The sequence below is a fragment of the Hymenobacter guriensis genome (genome assembly GCF_015773195.1).
Taxonomy (GTDB): Bacteria; Bacteroidota; Bacteroidia; order Cytophagales; family Hymenobacteraceae; genus Hymenobacter; species Hymenobacter guriensis.
This window is the reverse complement of sequence record NZ_JADWYK010000015.1, coordinates 20,697-43,679: the sequence shown is the minus strand read 5'-3', so window position 1 is coordinate 43,679 and position 22,983 is coordinate 20,697. Positions and strand designations below refer to the sequence as shown.

12 protein-coding genes are annotated in these 22,983 nt (G+C 63.8%); 4 read left to right on the top strand and 8 right to left on the bottom strand.

The annotated features are described in order from the left end of the window. Positions 1-125 precede the first annotated feature (125 nt). From I5L79_RS19060 to I5L79_RS19045, 4 genes are all read left to right on the top strand, one after another. Positions 126-4,658, top strand: a complete 4,533-nt coding sequence (locus I5L79_RS19060) for an alpha-amylase family glycosyl hydrolase (RefSeq protein WP_196956671.1) — start codon at positions 126-128, stop codon at positions 4,656-4,658. A 60-nt stretch (positions 4,659-4,718) separates the two neighbouring features. Further along, positions 4,719-6,098 (top strand): alpha-amylase family glycosyl hydrolase, encoded by a 1,380-nt coding sequence (locus I5L79_RS19055; RefSeq protein ID WP_196956670.1) that lies wholly within the window; start codon positions 4,719-4,721, stop codon positions 6,096-6,098. Positions 6,099-6,168: 70 nt separating this feature from the next. Then, positions 6,169-8,283, top strand: a complete 2,115-nt coding sequence (locus I5L79_RS19050) for a glycoside hydrolase family 97 protein (protein WP_196956669.1) — start codon at positions 6,169-6,171, stop codon at positions 8,281-8,283. Positions 8,284-8,383: 100 nt separating this feature from the next. Further along, positions 8,384-9,802 carry an alpha-amylase family glycosyl hydrolase gene (locus I5L79_RS19045; RefSeq protein ID WP_196956668.1) on the top strand — a complete coding sequence of 473 codons (1,419 nt, stop codon included), beginning with the start codon at positions 8,384-8,386 and terminating at the stop codon, positions 9,800-9,802. Between the two features lie 157 nt (positions 9,803-9,959). On the opposite strand, the gene I5L79_RS19040 is transcribed toward I5L79_RS19045, so the two are convergent. The 8 genes from I5L79_RS19040 to I5L79_RS19005 all read right to left on the bottom strand — a co-directional run bounded on the left by I5L79_RS19040 (position 9,960) and on the right by I5L79_RS19005 (position 22,830). Further along, a complete protein-coding gene (locus tag I5L79_RS19040; protein WP_196956667.1) occupies positions 9,960-12,230 on the bottom strand; it encodes an efflux RND transporter permease subunit in 2,271 nt (756 codons plus the stop codon). A 161-nt stretch (positions 12,231-12,391) separates the two neighbouring features. Beyond that, the gene (locus I5L79_RS19035) at positions 12,392-13,294 is read right to left on the bottom strand and encodes a UbiA prenyltransferase family protein (RefSeq protein ID WP_196956666.1); all 903 of its coding nucleotides are present in this window, start codon (positions 13,292-13,294) and stop codon (positions 12,392-12,394) included. Positions 13,295-13,462: 168 nt separating this feature from the next. Beyond that, entirely contained in the window at positions 13,463-14,524 is a 1,062-nt protein-coding gene (locus tag I5L79_RS19030; RefSeq protein WP_196956665.1) for a hypothetical protein, read from the bottom strand. After that, positions 14,517-17,210: a PEP/pyruvate-binding domain-containing protein gene (locus I5L79_RS19025; protein WP_196956664.1), complete on the bottom strand. Its 2,694-nt coding sequence runs from the start codon at positions 17,208-17,210 to the stop codon at positions 14,517-14,519. The genes I5L79_RS19030 and I5L79_RS19025 overlap by 8 nt, the downstream gene beginning before the upstream one ends. After that, complete coding sequence (locus I5L79_RS19020) at positions 17,210-18,382, bottom strand: aminoglycoside phosphotransferase family protein (RefSeq protein WP_196956663.1); 1,173 nt, start codon at positions 18,380-18,382, stop codon at positions 17,210-17,212. Before I5L79_RS19020 ends, I5L79_RS19025 begins: the two co-directional genes overlap by 1 nt. Beyond that, a complete protein-coding gene (locus I5L79_RS19015) occupies positions 18,379-19,503 on the bottom strand; it encodes a DUF3419 family protein (protein ID WP_196956662.1) in 1,125 nt (374 codons plus the stop codon). Before I5L79_RS19015 ends, I5L79_RS19020 begins: the two co-directional genes overlap by 4 nt. Before the next feature lie 4 nt (positions 19,504-19,507). Beyond that, positions 19,508-20,935, bottom strand: a complete 1,428-nt coding sequence (locus tag I5L79_RS19010; protein WP_196956661.1) for an AMP-binding protein — start codon at positions 20,933-20,935, stop codon at positions 19,508-19,510. Between the two features lie 227 nt (positions 20,936-21,162). Then, positions 21,163-22,830 (bottom strand): M28 family peptidase, encoded by a 1,668-nt coding sequence (locus I5L79_RS19005; RefSeq protein ID WP_196956660.1) that lies wholly within the window; start codon positions 22,828-22,830, stop codon positions 21,163-21,165. Positions 22,831-22,983 lie beyond the last annotated feature (153 nt).

Sequence of the window (22,983 nt, the reverse complement as noted above, 5' to 3'; positions counted from 1 at the left end):
CTACTGCGCTGGCTGAATTTGGCTGCACGACCCTGCTTTGGGGCTCGGTGGCTGGCCTATTGCCCTTTCTGAAGTACGCCTACGCTTACGCTTCCTCATTTCCATTTTACCAAAACCCCACCATCATGGAAAAAGCAGTAACCAGAGTACTAGTCGTCATGTGGATGCTCCTGGGCATCCCGCTCATAACGGTCCAGGCCGCCGACCTCACATTCAACGTGAATTTGCAGTACCGCATTCAGCAAGGCCAGTTTACCGCGGGCACCGACCAGGTGGTGGTGCTCGGGTCCTTCTCGGCCGGGGGCGTGGCCCTCACCGACCCCGACGGGGACAAAATCTACTCCGGCACCGTAACGGGCCAAACCAACGACGCGCAGATTACCTACAACTACCGCATTACCCGCGGAGGCGTGCAAACCAACGAATCGGTGGCGGCGCGCAAGTACGTGGTGCAGCCCACTTCCGCCGCCAACGTGTTGAGCGACTGGTGGAACGACCAGCTCCCCCCGTACCCCTACGCCAGGTTTTTTGCCTCCAGCACTAAAACTATTCCCGGCGAAGTCGTGCGCTTTAATGATGCCTCCGAAGGCGGGGCCGCAACCTCCTGGAGCTGGTCGTTTCAGGGCGGCAACCCGGCCACGTCTTCCTCGCAAAACCCTACCGTAACCTGGGGCGCGGCCGGCACTTACGCCGTGACGCTCACGGCCACCAACAGCAGCGGCAGCACCACGTCCAAAACCCTGAATGTGACGGTGACGACGGTAGACGCGGCCCTGGGCTGGTGGAACGACGCCATCTTTTACCAGATCTACCCGCGCAGCTTTTTTGATACCAACGGCAACGGCATCGGCGACCTGCAGGGCATGACGCAGAAGCTCGACTACCTCAACGACGGCAACGCTACCACCACCTCCGACCTGGGCGTAACGGCCCTGTACGTGATGCCCGTGCACGATGCCTCGGAGCCCTACTACGGGGGCTACCAGGTGAAGGACTACAAGAGCATTATCGGCGAAATCGGGACGCAGGCCGACTTTGATGCCTTTGTAGCAGCAGCCCACGCCCGCGGCATAAAGGTGATTCTGGACATGGTGTTCAACCACACCTCCGACGAGCACCCTTGGTTCCAGAGCGCAGCGCAAGGTGCCGGCGGCAAGTATGATGACTACTACGTGTGGCGCAGCACCAACCCCGGCTCGGCCTGGCGCAACAACTCCATCGGGCACTCCAACGCCAACTTCAACGTGTACTGGGGCAAGTACGCGGTGAAAACGCCCGACCTGAACTACAACAGCCGCTCGGTGCGCAACACCATCAAGGACGCCAGCTCGTTCTGGCTGGGCAAGAGCGTAGACGGCTTCCGCCTTGATGCGCCCATGTTCCTCTACGAGCGCGGCGACGCCGTGGCCCTGACGGACCAGCGCAGCCTGCCCCAGACCTACGCCTACTGGCGCGAGTGGCGCGACCATATCAAGGCCGCCAACCCCAACTCGTTTTCGGTAGGGGAGACGTGGCTGTTCGACCCAGTAAGCGGTCCGCAGCCCTCTACGGCCATTGAAGCCTCCAAGTACGTGTATCAGGGCTTCGACATTGGCTTTCAGTTCGACATTGCCTACGGGGTACAGTACGCCCTCAACAACGAAAACAAAAGCTACCTGCAGACCCCGGTGGAGGAGTCGATGAACTACTACCCCTTTCTGCAGTTCGGCACGTTCTTCTCTAACCACGACCTGTATACCGACAACAGCTATAAGGCTTTGCGGCTGAAGTCGCGGCTGACCAACAACCAGGATGCCAAGGCCAAAGTGGCCGCCGCCTGGCTGATGACTGCGCCCGGCGTGCCCTTCGTGTACTACGGCGACGAAGTTGGCGGGGGTGGCAGCAACAACTACGCCCGGGACCCCATGCGCTGGAGCAATACGGCCAGTGGCGGCTTCACCACCGGCTCGCCCTGGGAGCCCGCCGGCGACTACGCCCAGTACAACGTGCAAAGCCAGCAGGGCGTAGCCGGTTCCTTCCTCACGCTCTACAAAGACCTGATTAAGGTGCGCAAAGCGGAGGCTTCATTGCGGCGCGGGGGCTACAAAACAGTGGCTACTACCTCTGCCGGCGTGTACGCATTCATGCGTACCTACAATTCAGAGGTGACCTTCGTGATTCTAAATCTGGCCGCCTCGGCCCAGAACAACGTGGCGCTGTCAGTGAGCGGCACGGCCATTCCAGCGGGCACGTACTCGCTGGGCAATCTGCTGAACGGCTCGCAAACTGTGAGCAGCGTGACGGTGAGCGGGGGCAACATCACGAATTGGGTGCCGGTGGCCTCCATTCCAGCCAACGGCTTCTACGTGCTCAAGCTCAACAACGGCGCGGCTGGTCCCAACGCCGCCCCCACGCTCGACGCCATTGCCAACCAAACCATCAACCTGGAAGACGGCGCCAAAGCGGTAAGCCTGACCGGTATTTCGGATGGCAACTTCTGCACCCAAACGGTGACGCTGGCCGCCTCCAGTGCCAACACCACCGTGCTCGGCGCGCCCGGCGTGGCCTACACTTCCTGCAACGCCACCGGCACGCTCACGCTCACGCCCCTGGCTGTAGGCACGTCCTCGGTAACGGTTACGGCTACGGACAATGGCGGCACGGCCAACGGTGGCGTGAATACCCTGAGTCGCACGTTCACGGCCACGGTAACGGACATTCCGAAAGCACCCACGGGCCTCAGCCTGAGCCAAGCCAGCCCGACCTCCGTGGCCCTTAGCTGGGCCGATAACTCCAGCCGCGAAACCGGCTACCGCATCTACTGGTCGACTTCCGGCACCAAGCCGGCTACGCCCAACGTTACCACGGCAGCCAGCGCCACGAGCTACACCGCCACGGGCCTGAACACCCAAACCACCTACAATTTCTGGGTGGAAGCCTACGGCGCCAACGGCACTAGCACCGCTATTACCGGCACGCAGGCCTTAACCTTGCCCAACCTGGCTCTGAATAAAACCGCCACGGCGTCGAGCAGTGAGACCTTCAACGGGGTGAACTACACGCCCAACCTGGCCGTGGATGGCATCGACAACTCCTTCAACAGCCGCTGGTCGACGGCACCTTCCGCCAACGCCAACCAGACGGAATGGATTAAGATTGACCTGGGCGCCAGCTACGCCCTGAGCCGGGTGACGGTGTCGTGGGAAAACGCCAATGCTGATTCCTACTACATCATGGCGTCGAACAGCAACATCACCCCCGATCCGGCCAACGCCGCCTGGGCCAAGGTGAACATCACCGGCAAGCCCAACCAGGCGCGCTTCGATGACCAGACGGTAGCCATTACCGGCCGCTACCTGGCCATTTACCCCTACCACAAGTCGCAGCCGTACGGCTACAGTATCTACGAGCTGCAGGCTTACGGCCTCGCTGCTACCGGCAACCAGGCACCCGTTGCTAATGCGGGTCCCGACCAAAGCAAAGCTGCCGGCACTACGACTGCTACGCTCACCGCTGCCGGCTCCACTGACCCCGAAGGTAACCCGCTGACCTACAGCTGGACGAAAGTAAGCGGACCGGCCGTCACCTTCAGCTCCACTACGGCGGTTTCGCCCACCGTGAGCGGCCTCGCCAACGGCAGCACCTATGTATTCCAGGTAAGTGTAAGTGACGGTTCTCTGTCTTCTACCGACCAGGTGCAGGTGACCGTGGCCGCCGCCAACCAGGCCCCGGTAGCCAACGCCGGCCCCGACCAGACGCTGGCCGCGGGAACGACCAGCGCCACCCTCACAGCCGCTGCCTCCTCCGACCCCAACGGCCAGGCCCTGACCTACGCCTGGACCAAGGTGAGCGGGCCCGCCGCGACGTTCAGCTCCACCACGGCCGTGTCGCCCACGGTGAGCGGGCTTACGGCTGGCACGTATGTGTTCCAGGTTTCGGTGAGTGACGGAGCCTTGTCTTCTACCGATCAGGTACAGGTGGTGGTGCAGGCTTCGGGCACGGCCACGGCGTACTACATCATCAACCGCTGGCAGAACACCTACCTCTACGACAATGCCGCGCAGGTGAAGTACGCGGCCACGGCCAGCGGCACGGCGTATCAGTGGACGCTGGAAACGGTGGGCTCGAACACGCGCATCCGCAACGTGGCCTCGGGCAACTACATGAACATCGAAGGCCAGACCGGCTCGGTGCAGTGTACGGCCGTGCCGGATTACTTCACCAGCGGGCAGTGGACGCGGGAGGCCGTTTCGGGCACCAGCTACTTCCGCATCCGCAACGTGTGGCAGCCCGGCAACTACCTCCACGTCGAAAACCTGACGGGCTCTGCCCAGTACGGGGCCGTAGATGCCAGCTTCTACAGCGGACACTGGCTGTTCCAGCCCGTAGCGGGTGCCCGCACAGCCCTGGCTTCTGCCAGCGCGACTGCGGCCAAAACGCCGCTCACCCTCTTCCCGAACCCTATCAGCCAGGGCCGCCTCACGGTGCTGCTGCCTTCCCGCGCCGCTTCGGCTCACCTGCGCCTGCTCGACAGCCAGGGCCGCACGGTGCTTGACCGCACCGCCGCCGTGACGGGTGGGCAAACCAGCCTAGATGTGACGGGCCTGACCAAAGGGCTGTACCTGCTGCAAGCCACCACCGACGGTAACATGCATACCGGCCGGGTAGTGGTCGAATAAACGATTCGTCAGCCGGGCGGCAATGGGGCTGCCCGGCTGATTTTTTTAGTGCCTGTTACCATGAAAAAAACCTTTCTCGCCACCTGTCTGCTCACGCTGCCGCTGTTGCCGGCGCCCCGCTCGGGGCTTGCCCAGGCGGGGGGCGCTCCGGCAGCCTACCACGACCCGGCCCAGTACGGCAAACCCTTCCGCGGCGTGCCCGAAAGCCAGGATGCTACCATCTACCAGGTAAATATGCGCGGGTTCAGCCGGGCGGGCGACTTCAACAGCGTCACGTCCCGGCTTGATTCCGTTAAGGCCCTGGGGGTGAATGTGGTGTACCTGATGCCCATTTTTCCAATCGGCCAACTCAAGGCCGTGGACTCGCCCTTTGCCGTACGCGACTACACCAGCGTAAACCCCGAGTTCGGGACGCTCACGGATTTGCGCAAGCTGGTAGATGCCGCCCACGCCCGCAGCCTAGCCGTGATGCTGGACTGGGTAGGTAACCACACCAGCTGGGACCACGCCTGGACCCAGCAGCACCCCGACTGGTACGTGCACGACGACGCGGGCAACCTCGTCAACCCCATTCCGGAGTGGAAGGACATCGTGCAGCTCGACTTCAAGAACGCCCAGCTGCGCTCCGCCATGGTGCAGGCCATGCGCTACTGGGTGTTTCAGGCCAATGTTGATGGTTTTCGGTTCGACTACGCCGATGGGCCCACGTTCGAGTTTTTCCAGGAAGTTAGCCAGAGCCTCACCTCCATCCGGGGCCGCAAGATGCTGCTGCTGGCCGAGGGCGACAAGAAAAAGCACTTCTTCCGGGCCGGCTTCCCGCTGTGCTACGACTTTGGCTTTATCAACGTGATGAAGCACGACGTTTTTGCCAAAGGCAAAAGTGTGAAGCTGCTCGACTCCCTGAACGCGGCCGTGTACCGCAACGCCCCGCCCGCGGCGCGCATGGTGCGCTACGTGTCCAACCACGACCTGAACGCCTGGGAAGGCACCCCGCAGGAATTTTTCGGCGGCCCGCAGGGCGCCTTGGCAGCCTTCGTGACGGCCGCCTACATGCAGGCGGTGCCCATGATTTACAACGGGCAGGAAGTAGGCTACAGCCAGCGCGTGCCGTTCATGGGCCCGCGCCAACCCATCGACTGGACGCCTAACCCCGCGCTGACGGCCGAGTACAAGCGCCTCATTAACTTCCGCAACGGCAGCAATGCCCTGCGCCGCGGCGAGCTGACTTCTTACAGCACCGACGATGTGTGCGCTTTCACCAGAACGGCCGGCAAGGAGCAGGTGCTGGTACTCGTCAACCTGCGCAGCTCCCCGAAACTCTTCTCCGTTCCCGCCGGTTTGGCCGGTGCCGGCTGGCGCAATGCCTTCAGCGGGCAACCCGCCGGCATCGACCGCCCCTTTACCTTAGCGCCCTATCAGTACCTGGTGCTGCGGAAATAGCTTGTTTGAATATTCCGGGTGGGTGCAGGCATTGTCGCCCTGGCGCCCGCCCGGAATCCTTGTTTACATCATGCGAAAAATACTTCTTCTCTGTTTGCTTACGGCTGGCCTCCGGGCCACCGCTCAACCTGTTGCTTCCCCGCTTACCGCCCGCCTCGATAAGGTGAGTTTAACCTTTGCGCTGGCCGCTGATGGCCAGCCAACCTACGCCGTTTCCTACGGGCAGCGGCCGGTTATCAAACCCTCGCGTCTGGGCGTGGCTCTGGCCGATGGCAAGGGCTTCGACGGCCCGCTGGAGCTGGTGGGCTCCGAAACCAAGAACGTGGACGAAACCTGGCAGCCGGTGTGGGGCGAGGTGAAAAGCATCCGTAACCACTACCAGCAGCTCACGGTGCATCTGCGCCAGCCCCAGGCTCCCGGCCGCCTTATCGACGTGGTGTTCCGCGTGTTTGCTGATGGCGTGGGCTTCCGCTACGAGTGGCCCAGCCAGCCCAGCCTGCAGTACTTCACGGTGCAGCAGGAGCGCACCGAGTTCAACCTCACCGGCAACCACAAAGCCTTCTGGATTCCCGGCGACTATGACTCCAACGAGTACGCCTACACCACCTCCAAGCTAAGCGAAATCAACAGCGCCGGCATCACCCCGATTCAGCTTAAATCGGCCCCGGAGCGGGTGCAGACGCCGCTTATGCTCAAGTCCGACGACGGGCTCTACGTGAATATCCACGAGGCCGCGCTGGTAAACTACCCGGCCATGATGCTGAACGTGGACACCAAAACCTTCGGCCTCACGAGCCAATTGGTGCCCTCGGCCACCGAGGCCGCGGCCTACCTGCAAACGCCCGAGCACACGCCCTGGCGCACTATTGTGGTGGCCGACAACGCCCCGGCCGTGCTGGCCTCCAAGCTTATCCTGAACCTGAATGAGCCCACCACGCTCACCGAAACCAGCTGGATCAAGCCGCAGAAGTTTGTGGGCGTGTGGTGGGAAATGCACGTGAACAAGTCCAGCTGGAACTACTCCGATGCTACCAACCTCAAGCTGGCGGATACCAACTGGGACGCGCTGAAACCCCACGGCCACCACGGCGCCAACACCGCCAACGTGAAGCGCTACATCGATTTTGCCGCCAAGTACGGTCTGCAAAGCGTGCTGGTGGAAGGCTGGAATGTAGGCTGGGAAGACTGGTCCGGCAACTGGAAAGAAGAGGTGTTCGACTTCGTGACACCCTACCCCGATTTCAACGTGCAGGAGCTGCAGCAGTACGCGGCCGCCAAGGGCATCAAGCTGCTCATGCACCACGAAACCTCCGGCTCCGTGACCAACTACGAGCGGCGCCAGGACGCCGCCCTGCGCTTTATGAAGGAGCACGGCTACGACGGCGTAAAAACCGGCTACGTGGGCCGCATCATCCCTCGCGGGGAGCACCACGACGGGCAGTGGATGGTCAACCACTTCAACCGCACCGCCGAGAACATGGCCCGCCAGCAGATTATGGTGGACATGCACGAGGCCGTGCGGCCCACCGGGCTGCACCGCACGTATCCCAACTGGCTGGCCTCCGAAGCAGCCCGCGGCAATGAGTTCAACGCCTGGAGTGAGGGCAACCCGCCCGAGCACGAAACCATTCTACCCTTCACCCGCCTCATGGGCGGCCCCATGGACTACACGCCTGGCATTTTTCAGATCAAGCTCGAAGACTGGAACCCGGCCAAAAACCAGGGCAAGCAGGTGCATACCACCCTGGCCAAGCAATTGGCCCTGTACGTGACCATGTACTCGCCGCTGCAAATGGCGGCTGACCTGCCCGAGGCCTACGAAAAGCACCTCGATGCCTTCCAGTTTATCCGCGACGTGCCCGTGGACTGGGATGATACGCGCATTCTGACCGCCGAGCCCGGCGACTACATCACCATGGTCCGCAAAGCCAAGAGCAAGGAGGAGTGGTACCTGGGCGCCATCACCGACGAAAACGCTCGTGCGCAAACCCTGAAGCTCGATTTCCTGACGCCCGGCCTGCGCTACGAGGCCACCATCTACGCCGATGGCAAAGGCGCCAGCTGGAACAAAAACCCGATGAGCTACCAGATCCGCAAGCAGAAAGTCGACAGTAAATCGGTACTGAAGCTGCAGCTGGCCGCCGGGGGCGGGGCGGCTGTGAGCATCAAACCCATCAACCGCTAGCCGGCCGAACTATTGCCCACCGGCCGGGCGTTGGGCAGGTCCTCCCACCTCCGGCCGGCCGGCCGCTTTCCAACCTCTACCAAACTCACTACGTCATCCTATGTCCTTTTTCAACACCGCGCTTAAGTACAGTTTCACCTGCCTGACGGCGGCCAGCCTGCTGGCGAGCTGCAAGCCCGACAAGCCCGACGCTCCCGCGCCCATTGACCCGCCGGTCACCGAAAAGCCCACGCAATACGGCACCCCATTCGCCGGTGTGCCTTCTACGCACTACGCCGTGATTTACCAGGTAAACATGCGCGCCTTCAGTCAGGCCGGCAACTTCGCTGGCGTCACGGCCCGCCTGGATTCCATCAAGGCGCTGGGCGCGAATGTGGTGTACCTGATGCCGATTCATCCGGTGGGGCAGGTACGGGGCGTAAACTCGCCCTACGCCGTGCGCGACTACACGGCAGTGAATTCGGAGTTTGGTACGCTCGACGACTTACGTAGCCTCGTGGATGCCGCCCACGCCCGCGGCTTGGCCGTGATGCTGGACTGGGTGGCCAACCACACCAGCTGGGACAATGCCTGGGTTCGGGAGCACCCCGACTGGTACCTGCAGAACGCGGCCGGCACCATCCTGAGCCCGCCCAACACCAACTACACCGACGTGGCTCAGCTCAACTTCAACAGCCAGCCCATGCGCCTGGCTATGATTTCGGCCATGAAATCGTGGGTGTACTCGGCCAATGTGGACGGTTTCCGCTGCGACTATGCCGATGCCGTGCCCGTTGATTTCTGGAAACAAGCTGTAGACACGCTTCGCAATATTAAGTCGCACAAGCTGCTGCTGCTGTCGGAAGGTACTGAATCGAGAAACCTGGCGGCCGGCTTCAATATGAAATTCGGCTTTAACTTCTACGGCGGCCTTTGGGACGTATATCGTCGGGGGCAGCCGGCTACTACGTTTGATGCACTTAATGCTAGTGAGTACGTCGGCGTATCCGATGCATTCACCCCAACCGGCATACAGCGAGTAGTGCGCTACACCACCAACCACGATGTAAACGGTTCCGACGGCACGCCCGTCGCCCTGTTCGGGGGAGACGCCGGGGCTATGTCGGCCTTCGTCATTGCCTCGTGCTACAAAGGCGTGCCCATGATTTACAACGGTCAGGAGTCAGGCATGAGCACGGCAATTACGTTTCCCTTTACCTCTGTGAATATCACATGGGACACTCGCCCCGACGTCACCAAGGCCTACAAGCAGCTGCTGCGGGCCCGAGCTAAGAACTCTAACTTTGCTTTGGGCAATACCACTTCGTATAGCACTGCGGATGTCTGTGCATTCACCAAGCAAGGTACCCCCAATGAGCCAACGGTGCTGGTAATGGTGAACGTGCGCAACAAGGAAGTGAAATACACGCTGCCCCCGGCACTGGCCAATACCACCTGGACAAATGCGCTGCAAGGTGGCGAAGTAGCCTTGGGCACCGAAGTAACGCTGCCGGCCTACGGGTATATGGTGCTGGATTAATTCCAGCTTTCTGCTACAATGACAACGCCTTTGCTTTCCGGTGCTCGGGAAAGCAAAGGCGTTTTTTATGTTCGGTAGGAGCGGGGCTTGTCCCCGCCCAGCGTTGCACAAATCCTGCATCTATTGTTGAACGACGGGCGGGGACAAGCCTCCCACCCTACCCAACTACCTCCGCTCCGTTCTCCACCGCCTCTGATGATTCCTCCCGGTCAAACCGCGCCAGCAGCAGCGGAAACACCAGCAGCTCGGCGTAAAAAGCCGCCGCAATGCTTACGGCCGTGAGCAGGCCAAACAGCATTACCGTTTTCAGCGAAGCCAGCGTCATGGCCAGGTAACCCACAAACAGCACCCCGCTGGACAGCAAAATAGTGGGACCTACGTGGGTGATAGTGGCGAAGCGCGCCGCCGCCGGCGCCAGGTTCTGGCGGCGCAGCTGCTGGTAGTGATGCACGAAATGCACCGTATCATCGGTGCAGAGGCTGAGCACGATGGCGGCAATGCTGGCCGTGGCCGTGTCGAGGGCAATGCCGGCCCAGCCCATCAGGCCCAGCAGCAAGAGCACTGGCAATAGGTTGGGCGCCAGCGTGAGCAAAGCCAGCCGGAAGCTGCCCACAAACCACCACACCAGCCCGAATATCACCACCGCCGACCAGCCCAGGCTGCTGGCCTGCGAGCGGGTCACGTAGTCGACGATGCGGGCATAGAGCGGCTGGTAGCCGGCCGCCCGCACCGTGGCTACGGGCCCCAGCGTATGGCGCGCCATGCGCAGCAGCACCTCCGACTTGGCCGTCAGCTCCCGCGCCGAGAGCATGGGGCCAGCCACCGTAATGCGCCCCGTGCTGGATTGCTCGTCGATAAACTGCCGGGTAAGCTGGGGGTAGTCGGGAATGAGACGGGCGTGCACACGGTTGAGCAAACTTTGGCTGCCCAGGGCCGCCCGTGCCCGGCTGGCGGGCACTACCGTTTCCAGGCCCGCTAGGTAGAGTGTATGGAAGCCCGCTACCCGGCCCACACCTTCCAACGTGCGGGCGGAGTCGGCGAAGGCAGCGGCGGCCTGCACCACGGCGGCTTCGTGCAGGGTGTGGCCGGGACGGGGCTCAACCAACAGCTCAAGAGGCATATAGGCGCCCCAGGTGCGCTGCATGGCGGCGTGGTCCCGCACGGCCGCGTGGTCGTCTGGAAAGTAACCTAACGTGTAGGTATCGGCCCGCAGCCGGAGCGCGCCAAAGGCAGCCGCTACCGTGAGCACCAACGCCAGGGCCGTGAGCTGGCGCGGGTGAGCATCAACCCAGGTGTAGAGCCGGGCCAATCCGCCGGCTGCCTGCATGGTGGCGCGTGGGCGGCCCTGGTAGCCGGGCAATAGCAGCACGCCCAGCAGAAATGTGAAGCATAAGCACAACACAATACCAAGGGCGGCAAAGGCCCCAAACGTGCGCAGAATAGCCATGGGGCTGGAAACCAGGGCCAGAAAACCAGCCGCCGTGGTGAGCATCGTGGCTAGGCAAGGTGCCAGCGTTTGGCGCAGGGCTTCCAGCGCCGCCGAGTGGGGCGTCTGGCCGGGCTCGGTGAGCACGAGGTTGCGCTCATTGATAATGTGGAGTGCGTCCATAATGCCCAGCAGAATCAGAATCATGGGCAGCAGCACCGTCATCAGGTTGAGGCGGTAGCCCATAGCGCCGTACACGCCCAGCGTGAGGTAGGTAGCCAGCCCCACGATGCCTACCACGTACAGCAGCAGGCGGAGGTTGCGATACAGCAGCAGCAAGGCCAGGAACATCAGCCCGTAGCCCAGCCCCAGAAACCGCCCAAAGTCCTGCTCCGACAGCGCGTTCAGGCCCGCGTAGAGCACGCCCACGCCCCCCAGCCAGTAGTGCCCTTGCGGCAGGTGCCGGGCGGCGGCTTCGCGAATCTGCCCCAGAATTTCCCCACGCCGGGCATCAAATGTCGGGCTTGGTTTGAGCTCGATGAGTAGGCGGGTCGTCTGAAAATCGGGCGAGAACAGCTGCTCCTGGAGCGTGGGCAGGCGGCTCAGGTCCTGGCGTACCTGAGCCTCGGTCGTTTGCGCGGAGAGGAGGGGGTGCGCCCCGGCCAGCAGACCCCGGCTGGCAATGGTGGTAGTGCCTGGCCCTAGTACGACGGCTACGTCGGGCAGGGCGGCCAGCTCCTGGCTCAGGGCGGGCAGGCTTTCCAGGTAGGGCGCCCGCAGCAAACCCACGGAGTCGTGCACCACCAGCGTTACTACCTCGTCGTTGCCGAAGCGGGCCTGGTAGTCGCGGTAGGCGCGCAGGGCCGGGTCGCCTTCCAGAAACCATACCGACAGGCTATTGTCGATCTGCACGGCCGTGCGTACGCCGGGAGCCAGCACCACCACCAACGCCGCCACCAGGGCCAGCAGCCAGAATCGGAAACGGTAGAGAATATCAATCATGTAGTAGGTGCAGGAGTTGAGTAATAGCCCGTCATGCTGAGCTTGCCGAAGCATCTCTACCGCTTCGTTGCAAGGCCAATTAATTAGCTAGCCAGAGGTAGAGATGCTTCGACTCCGCTCAGCATGACGTTCAACCGATTTGTTTACACTCACTGGTCCTGCTACCACCGCCGCGCTATTTCCGCAATAATGGACACGTAGCTGCTGAGCATGAACAGGGAGGTGAGCAGCTCGGCCAGCTTGAGGGTCCGGGCCGAGGGGCGTCGCAAACTCCAGCCATAGGCTGCCGCCGTAGCCGCATAAAGGGCCGCAACCAGCCAGAACGGCCAGGCGCGGGCCTCCAGCCGCTGCAGCAGCACGCCCTGGGTGAGTACACCAGCCAGCAGCACCACCAGCACCGCCGCAACAGCGCCTCCGTAGCCCAGGGCGCGGGAGTAGGAGTCGAGGCCGGGGCGCTCATTAGCCGGTACCCTGATTTTGCGGGCTATTTCAAAGGCCAGCCCCCCGAACACGCTCAGCAAGGCGAGCAGCCCCAGGGGCGGAGCGAGCAGGGGCGGGGCCGCGTAGGCCGCCCACAGCCAGCCAATGAGCAGGGGCATCACCAGGATGTGGGTGAGGGCGTAGAGCACGAGCCGGGGCCGCAGGTAGTTGGGCACAAAGAACTCGTAACGCATCAGCAGGCTATAGCCCACCGCCAGCGCCCAGCCCAACACGGCCCGCCACCCCATACTCACCGACCACGCCACTTCCAGTAGTGTACCCACGGCGGCCACGGCCTGCAGCTGCCCCAGCGTCACGCGGCCCTGCTGGAGCACCCGCTCCGGGTGGTGCTCCAGGTCGGTGGCGTAGTCCTTGATTTCATCGAACACCCGCAGCCGGAAAAAGAAGCTGATAGTAGCCGTTACGCCCAGCCAATCCGGCCAGCCCCAGGCCCGTTGCGCTGCCGGCCCGGCCTGCAAAGCCGCCGCCACGCTGTACACGGTGCCAAATAGAATGGCAAACAGCGCCATGTTCACGGGCGGAAACCGTTGCCGCATATATGCCCCAAAGGCGGGTAGATTCATGTAAGCAAGATGGTGAAATAGGGGATATTTAAGACCAAGAGAACGTCATGCCGAGTGGAGTCGAGGCATCTCGCATGTTAGAATAGTAATCAGACGTCAGCACGTGAGATGTCTCGACTCCACTCGGCATGACGTTCTTCTGGCTTTATATGCCGATGGGCCGCGCCCTCATAACTCCCGCGCATACAGCGCGTAGTGGGCTGTTTCGTAGGGGAAGCCGTCGGTGAAGTGGCGGGAGAAGTTGTCGGTGCGCATCAGGCAGAAGATGATGTCATCGTAATACTCCCGGAACGACACCATCCCGTAGGCACCAAGGTAAGACATCAGGCCCTGCTGACGGTAGTCGGGGTGCACGCCCACGGTTTTGGCCAGCAGCGTACGGTGCTGCAGGCGCGGGTAATGCTGCTGAAAGGTAGCCGGCTCGGTAGCGGGCAGATGCAGCGGGGCATAGTTGGGGTGGCAGAAGCTCTGGGCCACCAGCTTGCCCGTGCTTCGTTCACGCAGCAGCACGGAGGTGTGGGGGCACAGCTTCTCGGCGTAGGCGCGGTTGTAAAGCAGCCCAAACTGCGCCGCCGACACCGGGCGGTAGGCCGGATTGGCCCCGTAGATGGCCTGCACCAACTCAAAAATAGCTGCTTCGTGTTCCTGCCAAACGTCCGGGGTCAAGGGCACAAACTCAAACGGTACCTGCTGCAGCTGAGCCAGCAGAGCGGCTTTGTTGTCGTACACGGTAGGCACCACGGCGGGCTGCAGCAGGCGGCTTTCGAACGTCAACGTGGGCGTAAAGCCAAGATCTGTCAGCAGCGCGGCGTAGTAGGCGGGGTTTACGGGTTCAGCGTCAAACTGTCCCCAGGAGGGTACTGGGCCCAGCCGCAGGCGGTAGCGGTGGTAGGTGCTGAAGCACAGCGGCCCCACCAGCCGGCGGTAGCCCCGGCGCCGGGCCTCGGCTGCCAGCTGATCAAATACCTGTTGGTTGAGTGCCGCATCGGGCAGGGTTTCCCAGAGTCCGAAAAAGGCATCGGTGCCCTCCTGCGGGAAAATCCCCAGCAGGCGCAGCGTTTCATGGTCGGTGTAGAGCAGCACCTCGTGGCGGGCGGCTTCCTCGGCTACCACGGCCGCCAGCACTTCCGCGTGCTCGCGCAGGGGCACCACTTCGGTAGCATATACAGCGGCCGGAATCTGCCAGAAGGAATCGGGCAATTGCCCGTTATAAGAAAGGCTCTCAAGCATGGCTGGCGGATAAAGCACTCGGGTTTTCGGCCAGAGGTGGGGTGGCGGGCAGCAGTTGCAGCGTACCGGCCTGCCCATCGAGCACCAAGCGCTGCCCGCTTTGCAGCTGCTGCGTCAGGCCGGGCACGTTGATGATGGTGGGAATGCCCAGCTCCCGCAGAATGATAACGGAGTGCGACAGGGAAGAACCTTTTTCGATGGCCACGGCCCGGCAGGCCGGAAACAGCGTGGCCCAGCCGGGGTCGGTTCGCAGGGCACACACGATTTTGCCGGCTACGTTCAGGTCGTCCTCGGGGCGGCGCACTACCAGCGCCTCGCCCTCTGCCACGCCGGGGTAGCAGCCTGTGCCGCGCAAAACCCCATTGGTTTCTCTGGCAGCGGCCGGCAGCGTGCGCACGGGGGCCGCCGGCACTGTTACGCGGGCCGGCACCGCCAGCTGTTCGTAGCGGGTAAATTCCTGCTGGCGGGCAGCTGCCAGCGCGGACAGGTCGGTAGTATGGGCCGGGGGCGGGGAAAGCCAGATGCCGGGCGCGGGCGAAGGCAGCGCCGGCGCCGGGGTGGCCGGAGTGCCGGTCAGGGCTTCGGCTATTTCGTTTTCCGTCAGCATAAACACGTCCTCGGACTGGAAGAGGCGACCGGCCTGGGTTAGCCGTTCCCCGGCCGCCCGGTACAGGCTGCGGTACATACCAAACAGACGGGTGCGCTCCAGGCGCAGGGCCTCACGGTGCCGAATGGCTTCCTGCAACCCCGTCAGGCTGCGGATCAGCGCCCACCGCCGCAGGCGCGGCAACCGGTTCAGCAGCGCTTCTATATCAGCGGCGGCGCTTGGGCTTATGCCTGACGGATTAGCGGCTGGATCAGCGGGGGGCACGGCCACCAGGTTGCGCAGGTATTGGTAGAAGATGCGCGGCTGGGTGCGCATGGTGGCCGTTTCCAGCTTCAGCTCGCCCACTGTCCGGTCGCCAAATTCCTCCATAAACTGCCGGGCGGCCTGCTCGAACTGAGGGTAGCTTGCGGCTACCTGCCCGGCCACGTCGGCGGGCAAAGCCTGGATCAGCTCGGGCAGGCCGGGGTAGGTGTGCGCCTGCCGGGCCAAAGCCAACAGGCGGTGCACGGGCTGCACGCTGGCCAGCTGCTGGTCGGAGGCCAGGTAGCGGCGCAGCAAATCTTCGGGCTCGGCCACGCCGGCGGCCCGCAGGTTGCGCAGGGCCCGGCCGTTGGCCATCATCACCCGAAAGTCGTTAATGATGGGCGTGGTCCAGTGGCTGAGCAGCTCCTGATCAAGGCGGGACTTTTCAGTCATTAACTGCGCCCCGCTGAGCTGGGCCAGGGGAAGTGTGTAGAACCGCTGGTAAGCAGCGGCCAGACGGGCATGGAAGGCCGGTACGGCCCGGCGCAGGCCGGCAAAAGCCGCCAGCAGCCGCAACAGGTTGGCCGCCAGGCGCGGGGCACTGCGCAATTGCTCCAGGCGGCTGCGGCGCGGGGGCTGCACAAAGTCTACGGGCTCCTCCAGACCCATCATGCGCTCCATATCGGCCTTGTTTTGCTGAAAGGAAGGCAGCAGCAGCAAGCCCCGGTACCAGTGGTTGATGTGGTAGTAGATGCGCCCCTGCACCAGTGCCAGCAGCTGGGTAACTACCGGCTCGTGGGCCTCCACCTCGGCAGCCGGCACGCCCAGGGCGCGCATGGTCTGGCGGTACACCGTGGCGTAGGCCCGCCGCGCAAAGCTGAACGTGAGGGGTGTGGTCACCCCGCAGTAGCTTTCCTGAATGTTGGAATTGTCGAGAACCAGCAGCTCGGGAATGGGCTGGGTGATGGGCCGGGCCTGTACCACCCACAGCCGGTCGGCTTCATCCACCACAAACTCCACGTCCTGCGGTCCACCCAAAGCTGTTTCCAGCTGCTGGCCAAGCGTATGCAGTTGGGTCAGCTCCGCCGGACTAAGGCAGGGAGCCAACTGCTCGTGTGCTGCCACGGGAGCTTGGTGCAGGCCTGCGGCTCCCGGTACAAATGCCAACCGTTGGGCCTTGTCGGCCAGCTGCTGGTGGGTCAGCTCGCCGGTGGCTTTGCGCAGGTAGAACTCGTCGGGTTGCTGGGCCCCGCTTACCAGGGCCTCGCCAAAACCCCAAAGCGCGTGAATGGTCATTTCCACCGGATACTCCGGCCAGGTGGAAAACAGTACGCCGCTGGTGCGGGCGGCCACCTGCGCCTGCACCACCACCGCCGGCCGGGCCGTCAGGGGCAGGCCGCGCTGCCGGCGGTAGGCGCGGGCCCGCACCGAGTAGGCGCTGGCCGCACACCGGGCCACCGCAGCCCATATCTCGTCTTCGGTGGTCAGATTCAGAAATGAGTCCATCAGCCCGGCAAAGGAATGGCCGGCCCCGTCCTCATCTGCCACCGAGGAACGCACCGCCACCGGGCGGGCCGGAAAGTCCCAGCCGGCAAGCTGAACCTGTAGCGCGGTGCGGTCCTCGGGCGTGGGCTCGTAGGCTAGTAAGGAAGCCTGCCGGGCGTCCAGATCGGCGTCGGAGGCGGCGGGCAGGGCGGAAAGCAATGACGCGAAGGCGTCGGCGGGCAGCACCGCGAAGGGTGGCACCGCCAGGCCCAGCTGGCGCAGCCGGAACAAGCCGGCGGCCTTGCCGCCAATGGCCGCCGCGCCGGGCGTCAAGGAATTGGAAAGCAGCATCAGGCGGGAAGTTCGGGCAGCCAGGGCTGCAGCTGGTCCAGGGTGTCGAAGTAGCTGGCCACTACGCGGGGCAGGTAAGGGTATGGGCTCACGGTGTGGGCCATCAGGTACATGCCCAGGCGATGCAGCCCGAAGTCGAAAGCAGCCAGCCCGGCGAGGCGGTGGAAATTATCGGCATCGGCAAACAAACCGGTGCGGGCGTGCAGCTGCTGGCGGTAGAATTCTAAGTAGTCCAGGCGCTGGGCGTAGCGTTCCGGAGTCAGCACAAAGCTCAGCAGCTCCACCACATCGTACACGGGCACATGGTAAGTGGCCAGCTCCCAGTCGTAGGCACAAAGCCGGGGGCCGGCGGGCGTATTTCGGAAGCAGGTATTTCGTGGGTTCAGGTCGTTGTGCACCAGGGTGCGGGGCGCGGCAGCCAGCTCCGGCCAGTAGCGGGGCAGGGCATCCAGCGCGGCCTGCAGCTGGGCGGCGCGGGCCGGTGGGTACAGCTCGGGCAGGCGGGTGGCGGCGTTGGTCAGCAGGGCCTGCCAGAGCGGGCGTTGCGCCAGCATAAAGTCGAGGGTAGGAGCGTCGGCCCAGGGCAGGGGGGCGCCAGCGGGCAGCAGGTGAGCGGCGTGCCAGTCAGCCAGTTGGGTGAGGGTGTTGCGCAGGTGCTCGTCGGTCCAGTGTTCAGGCTCCATCACCGAGTTCAGGAGCTCCATGTCCGGTCCCAGGTGCTCCATCAGAATAGCGTACACACCGGCCGCTTCATCGTGGTGCAAGCCCCGGATGGCGGGCATCAGGCTGGGGTCCGGCTGGGCATACACTGCTAGTTCCCGATGATGGGTGTGAGCGAAGCCAGTGTTCAGTATATGATTCGGGTACACTTCCGCTAAACCTCCACCGCAGGCTTGGGCCAAGGCGCCCAACATGGCCGATATTTCGGTGCCGGGCGGTTTGAGCTTGAGTACGAGGTCTTCGGTGTGCTGCTGCCCGGCCGCCTCGTAGCGCACCCGCAGCCCGTAGTGGCCAATGGGCCGCCCGCTGTGCCCGGCCGTGAGCACCGCCAGAATGCTGGCCGAATTATCGAGGGCAAACGGCTCCACTGCCAGTACCCGCACGGGCGCGGGCAGGGTGGTTTGCAGCAGCGTTTCTACAAACGCCGGAGTGCAGTAATCAGCAAGTTTCATAGCAGCACGAGGGAAGCAGCAGTGGAAGGAGAGGAGGCCGCAATGGCTGGGGCGGGAAAGTTCAGCACGCGGGCATCGGGCAGGTAAAAGCAGGCGCCGGGCAGGGCCGGCACGGGCGTGGGCTCCAGCCCGTCAAGGCCGGCGTCGCCCTGGGCTTGCAGTAGGTTCCAGTACACCAGCCGCAGGTTGCCGCGCGCCTGCAACGCGTGCATGGCCTGCGCAAACTCCGTTGGGCTCACGTACTCAAAGATATTGGAGAGGCTGGCCCGGGTGATGGTGCGGCCGGCCGGGCTGAGCAGGTAGGCCACGGCCTCACCGGTCTGGATGCGCAGGTTCGGCAGGCGGGCGCGCAGCCGGGCAAAGTGGCGCGCCTGGTAGCAGGGCGGCAGAATGACTTCGGGCAGGTTCTCGGGGCCGAAAAAGAAAAAGCGGAAAAAGAAGTTGTCGGCCAGCAGCTCCGTAGCTGCCTGGTGGCGTAGGCGCCGGTAGAACGCGGCCCCGCCCGATTCTTCGGCGTAGCGGAACAGGCGCGGGTCGCGGCCCTTGCTCAGGTTGGCCTCGTCGAAGTACATTTCGAACTGTCCCCGGAAGGCTGTGTTGTGCAGATATTGCTCGAAGTAAACACGCTGCTCCGCCACCGTAGGGCACTGAATCAGCTGCCGCAAGTGCTGCTGCGTGGCCTCCGGCAGGGTAGGCAGGAAGGCGTGCAGGTAGCTTTCCAACTTACCGGCCGTGAGCAGCCCGGCCGGATGCTCCGTTAGCTGCCGGTCCCAGTACGCCCGCAGATCGGCGGAAAGCTGGGGTGCAGCCTTGGCCCAGGCAGCGGCCACGGCTGCCGGCCCGTCGAGCCCCAGCAGCGCCCGGAATACAGTGTGGGAGAAATGCCCGATCAGGTAAGCCTTGAACTGCAGCAGGGCGTTCTGCACTGGGTTCAGGTCGAGGGCCGTGACGTGGCGGGCCGGGCTGAGCAGCGCGTTGAGGGCATTACAGCCGGCGGAGGTGATGATGAGTACTTCGTCGGTGGAACTTAGCGGCAGGGCCGCCTGCAGGGTAGCCGCGCTTTCCCACACCAGCGAGTAGCGAATCCGGTCGAGGGCGACGTGGTGAAATTCGGTGTGCATGAGGTTAGCGTAAGGCCGCGTAGCGGATTTTAGACAAATGACGCGCATCAACGGGCAGCTGCGCGCGAAAGTGAACCTGCCGGCACAGGCCCGGCGGAAACTGGGCTTCCAGCGCGGCCCGGATGGTTTCCTCCACCACACGCCCCTGCACGAACACGGCAAAGCCCGAACCCTGGGCCCGCGCCGCCACGCGCTCCACGCCCGGCAGGTGCTGGAGCACGTGCTCCACCTGGTAGTGCTGCACGCCCTGCACCAGGGTTTCGTTGCCCTGCCGCCCCGTCAGCCACAGGTGCTGCCGCTCGTCGAAGTAGCCGAAGTCCCCGGTAGCCAGCCAGTTATCAGCCGCCACGTGGGGCCCGCTTACCAGAATTTCGCCAACGTCATACGCCTGGCCGTTGGGAAGTTGGAGCTGGCCGATTTTTCTCAGCCGGCATTCCAGCCCCGCCACCACCGGCCCGGCGTAGTAGCCGTTCCGAGGGGGGGCAGGCGAGGTACCGGCCGTGCGCACGGCAATGGGCTCTGCTTCGGAGGAGCCGTAGATGCCGTGAATCGTTGCGTGCGGAAAGCATTTTTGCAGCTCCGTCAGTAGCTTTTCCGGCACCGGCGAGCCGCCTACGCCCACGGCCCGTACCCGGAGCAACGGATGGTTCTGGCTACGGAGAAAGGCACTCAGGTGGGTGAAGTAAAAGACATTGCCGGTGAGGGTTTCGACGCCTTCCGAGTGCAGCTGCCTGGCCACACGGGCCGCGTCGAAATCGGCCAGGCGGCCCCAGGGCACGTCGGGCAGGATGCTCACGGCGCCCACGGCCAGGTTGTGCAGCAGTACGTTCGGAAACAGCGGAAAGTCGCGCTGGCCCGGCCACGGCGGAAACACCTGCTTCAGTACCTCATGCTGGGCCGTGAGCACACGGTGGCTGCGCCGGATGGCCTTCGACTGGCCCGTAGAGCCCGAGCTGTGCGACACCAGCGCGGGCTGATCGGGCGGCACGGCCATTGGCGGCTGCACGTCCACAGCCGGATTGGTAGATAAATCGGGGACCAGCGGCTGCACGCCTGTCAGCCTAAGCAGCCAGCCATAGCGCCCGGCCAGCGCCCGGCCAACAGCTGCTTGCCGGATGCTGTGGCGGCGCAACAGCCCGAGCAGCGCCAGCGGCCCGGCTCCGGCGGGTGGCAGCACCGGCACTGCCCCGTGGGCCATCGTGCCCAGTAGGGCCGCCACCAGCTCTACACTCACGGGCACTGCTATCAGCACGGCCTGGCCGGGGAGTACCTGTGCGTTGGTCAGCTGCCGCCGAAAGGCCTCCGTCCTCGCCAGGATATCGGCGCCGGTGTAGGGGCGAGCCGGGCCGGCGGGCTGAGGCCACACCAGGCACGCCTGTCCCGGGTGCTGGCGCAGGTTTTCGTAGATGGTGTGGCAGAAGTTAGACAGCATGGCAGTTGGCGGAGCTTCCTCGAAGCGTGGTACCAAAGCTGCGCAAATCAACCCGAACCCCGATGACGAATCGATGGAAAATCAGACTTTCCACGCCTGGTTTGTCAGCGAAAGGTTTTCTGAGTGTCCAGTAAAGGATCAGTGCTATAAACCCCGAAAAAGCTTCCTGAAAAGGCGTTTCATGTGAAAGCCTGTTTGCTCAAACGCTGAACAGGCAGCATTAGCTTCTACTCGTTTTTAGACTTTTGCAGCTGCCCGAACCGCCCGCCGAAAAAGTCCCCGGCATTCCAGGTTGGGCGCTGCGGGTCGTTGGCCACTAAGTAGCCGATGAGAAAGTTGAGCTGCACGTACTTTTTGCCGGCCTCAAAGTCGAACAGGCCGTTGATGTCGTCCTGGGGCTTGTGGTAGGTGACGGCCCGCCATTTCTGCACCAGTTCGCTCAGGTTGTTGCGCCCGTCGGCGGTGCGGTTGCCATACTTGATGTGCAAAGCCGGAATGCCCTGCAGCACGAAGCTGTACTGATCGGAGCGGATAAAGCGGTTCTGCTCGGGCTCCGGGTCGGCTTCCACGGTGAGGCCCAGCGCCGCCGCTGCCTGCGCTACCGGCCCGGCCAGGGAGGAGTGTTGCGCCCCCAGCGGCACCACCGACAGCAGCGGGGCAATGATGGTGGGCATATCGGTATTCACGTCGGCCACGAGGCTGGCTTTGGGCACGGTGGGGTGGGAGGCAAAGTAGGCTGAGCCCAGCAGGCCAAGTTCCTCCCCCGTTTGCAGTACCAGCAGGATGCTGCGCTTGGGCTTTTGCTTCAGCCGCGAGTACGTCCGCGCTATTTCCAGCACCGAAGCCACGCCCGAGGCGTTGTCGTGGGCGCCGTTGTAGATGGAGTCGCCCTGCACAGGCGCGGCCACGCCCAGGTGGTCGAGGTGGGCGGAGTGCACCACGTACTCCCGGCGCAGGCGCTTGTCGCTGCCCCGGATCTGGCCTACCACATTATAGGAATCGAAATCCTGGTAGCGTGAGCTGAACGTCGCGCTGACCTGCCCCGGCACGGGCACCGAGGCTGGCCGGCCCTGGCGCAGCGCCCCCAACACCTGGCTGGTATCGGTGGCAGCCGCCGAGAGCAGGCGCTGGAGCGTGGCGGCCGTAAGGCTGCCGGCCAGCTGCAGCTGGCCGCCCGGCAGAAACGTGCGCGAGGCTGCCACCTGCCCACGCTCATCCAGCACGCTGTAGGTACCGCGCTGCAGGTTGGGCACGTTGGCTTTGGGGTTGGTAGAGGCCACCAGCACGCCCACAGCACCATGCTCCACCGCATTATGCATAATCAGCAGCAGATCCTGGCTGGCGGCGGCCACTGTGGATGGAAAGGCGCGGGGAGCCCCGCGTACCACAACCACCAGCTTACCCTTGGCATCAAGCCCCGCGTAGTCGTCGTAGCTCAGCTCGGGGGCCGTGATGCCGTAGCCGGCAAAAACCACGGGCGCATCCACCTGCACGGCGGGCGCGGCAGGGTTGGGGTAGAACACGTAGTCCTGGCCGGAAACCAGTGACGCCGCCGGGCCAGCAGCCGGACGTAGACTGAACGCCGCGCCGGGCTGCACAAAGGCCCGGCGCAGGCGCACCCGCTGCACAAAGCTGCCTTTGTCGCCCGCGGGCTTCACGCCGAAGGACTTCAGCTGTTGGGTCACGTAATCGACGGCCAGCTGGTAGCCGGGCGTGCCGGGCTGGCGGCCCCGCAGTTGGTCGTCGGCCAGGTAGTGGATGTGGGCTTTGAGGTCGGCGGGCTGCACCTGGGCTAAGGCGGCCATTGCCTCGGGCGCGGGCTGGGCGGATTGCGCAGCGGCGGCCAGGGCCGAGAAAAGGCCGCCCATCAGCAGGCCGGCACGAAAAGAAAGCATAAGGTTGTCAGTTGTCGGTTGATAGTTGCCCGTGCAATTTCGCGGTCAGGGTACAGTTTTTCGCTCGACCCCCTGAGTTTTCATTCCGTGCATCAAGCGGCGGAAGGAAGCCGGGCGCTGAGGTGCACCGCTGGAACGGGGTCGCCCCCGCCC

Excerpts from the sequence above, each read along its gene's own strand:
- I5L79_RS19060 (WP_196956671.1), top strand. The coding sequence starts at position 126 with ATGGAAAAAGCAGTAACCAGAGTACTAGTCGTCATGTGGATGCTCCTG.
- I5L79_RS19055 (WP_196956670.1), top strand. The coding sequence starts at position 4,719 with ATGAAAAAAACCTTTCTCGCCACCTGTCTGCTCACGCTGCCGCTGTTG.
- I5L79_RS19050 (WP_196956669.1), top strand. The coding sequence starts at position 6,169 with ATGCGAAAAATACTTCTTCTCTGTTTGCTTACGGCTGGCCTCCGGGCC.
- I5L79_RS19045 (WP_196956668.1), top strand. The coding sequence starts at position 8,384 with ATGTCCTTTTTCAACACCGCGCTTAAGTACAGTTTCACCTGCCTGACG.
- I5L79_RS19040 (WP_196956667.1), bottom strand. The coding sequence starts at position 12,230 with ATGATTGATATTCTCTACCGTTTCCGATTCTGGCTGCTGGCCCTGGTG.
- I5L79_RS19035 (WP_196956666.1), bottom strand. The coding sequence starts at position 13,294 with ATGAATCTACCCGCCTTTGGGGCATATATGCGGCAACGGTTTCCGCCC.
- I5L79_RS19030 (WP_196956665.1), bottom strand. The coding sequence starts at position 14,524 with ATGCTTGAGAGCCTTTCTTATAACGGGCAATTGCCCGATTCCTTCTGG.
- I5L79_RS19025 (WP_196956664.1), bottom strand. The coding sequence starts at position 17,210 with ATGCTGCTTTCCAATTCCTTGACGCCCGGCGCGGCGGCCATTGGCGGC.
- I5L79_RS19020 (WP_196956663.1), bottom strand. The coding sequence starts at position 18,382 with ATGAAACTTGCTGATTACTGCACTCCGGCGTTTGTAGAAACGCTGCTG.
- I5L79_RS19015 (WP_196956662.1), bottom strand. The coding sequence starts at position 19,503 with ATGCACACCGAATTTCACCACGTCGCCCTCGACCGGATTCGCTACTCG.
- I5L79_RS19010 (WP_196956661.1), bottom strand. The coding sequence starts at position 20,935 with ATGCTGTCTAACTTCTGCCACACCATCTACGAAAACCTGCGCCAGCAC.
- I5L79_RS19005 (WP_196956660.1), bottom strand. The coding sequence starts at position 22,830 with ATGCTTTCTTTTCGTGCCGGCCTGCTGATGGGCGGCCTTTTCTCGGCC.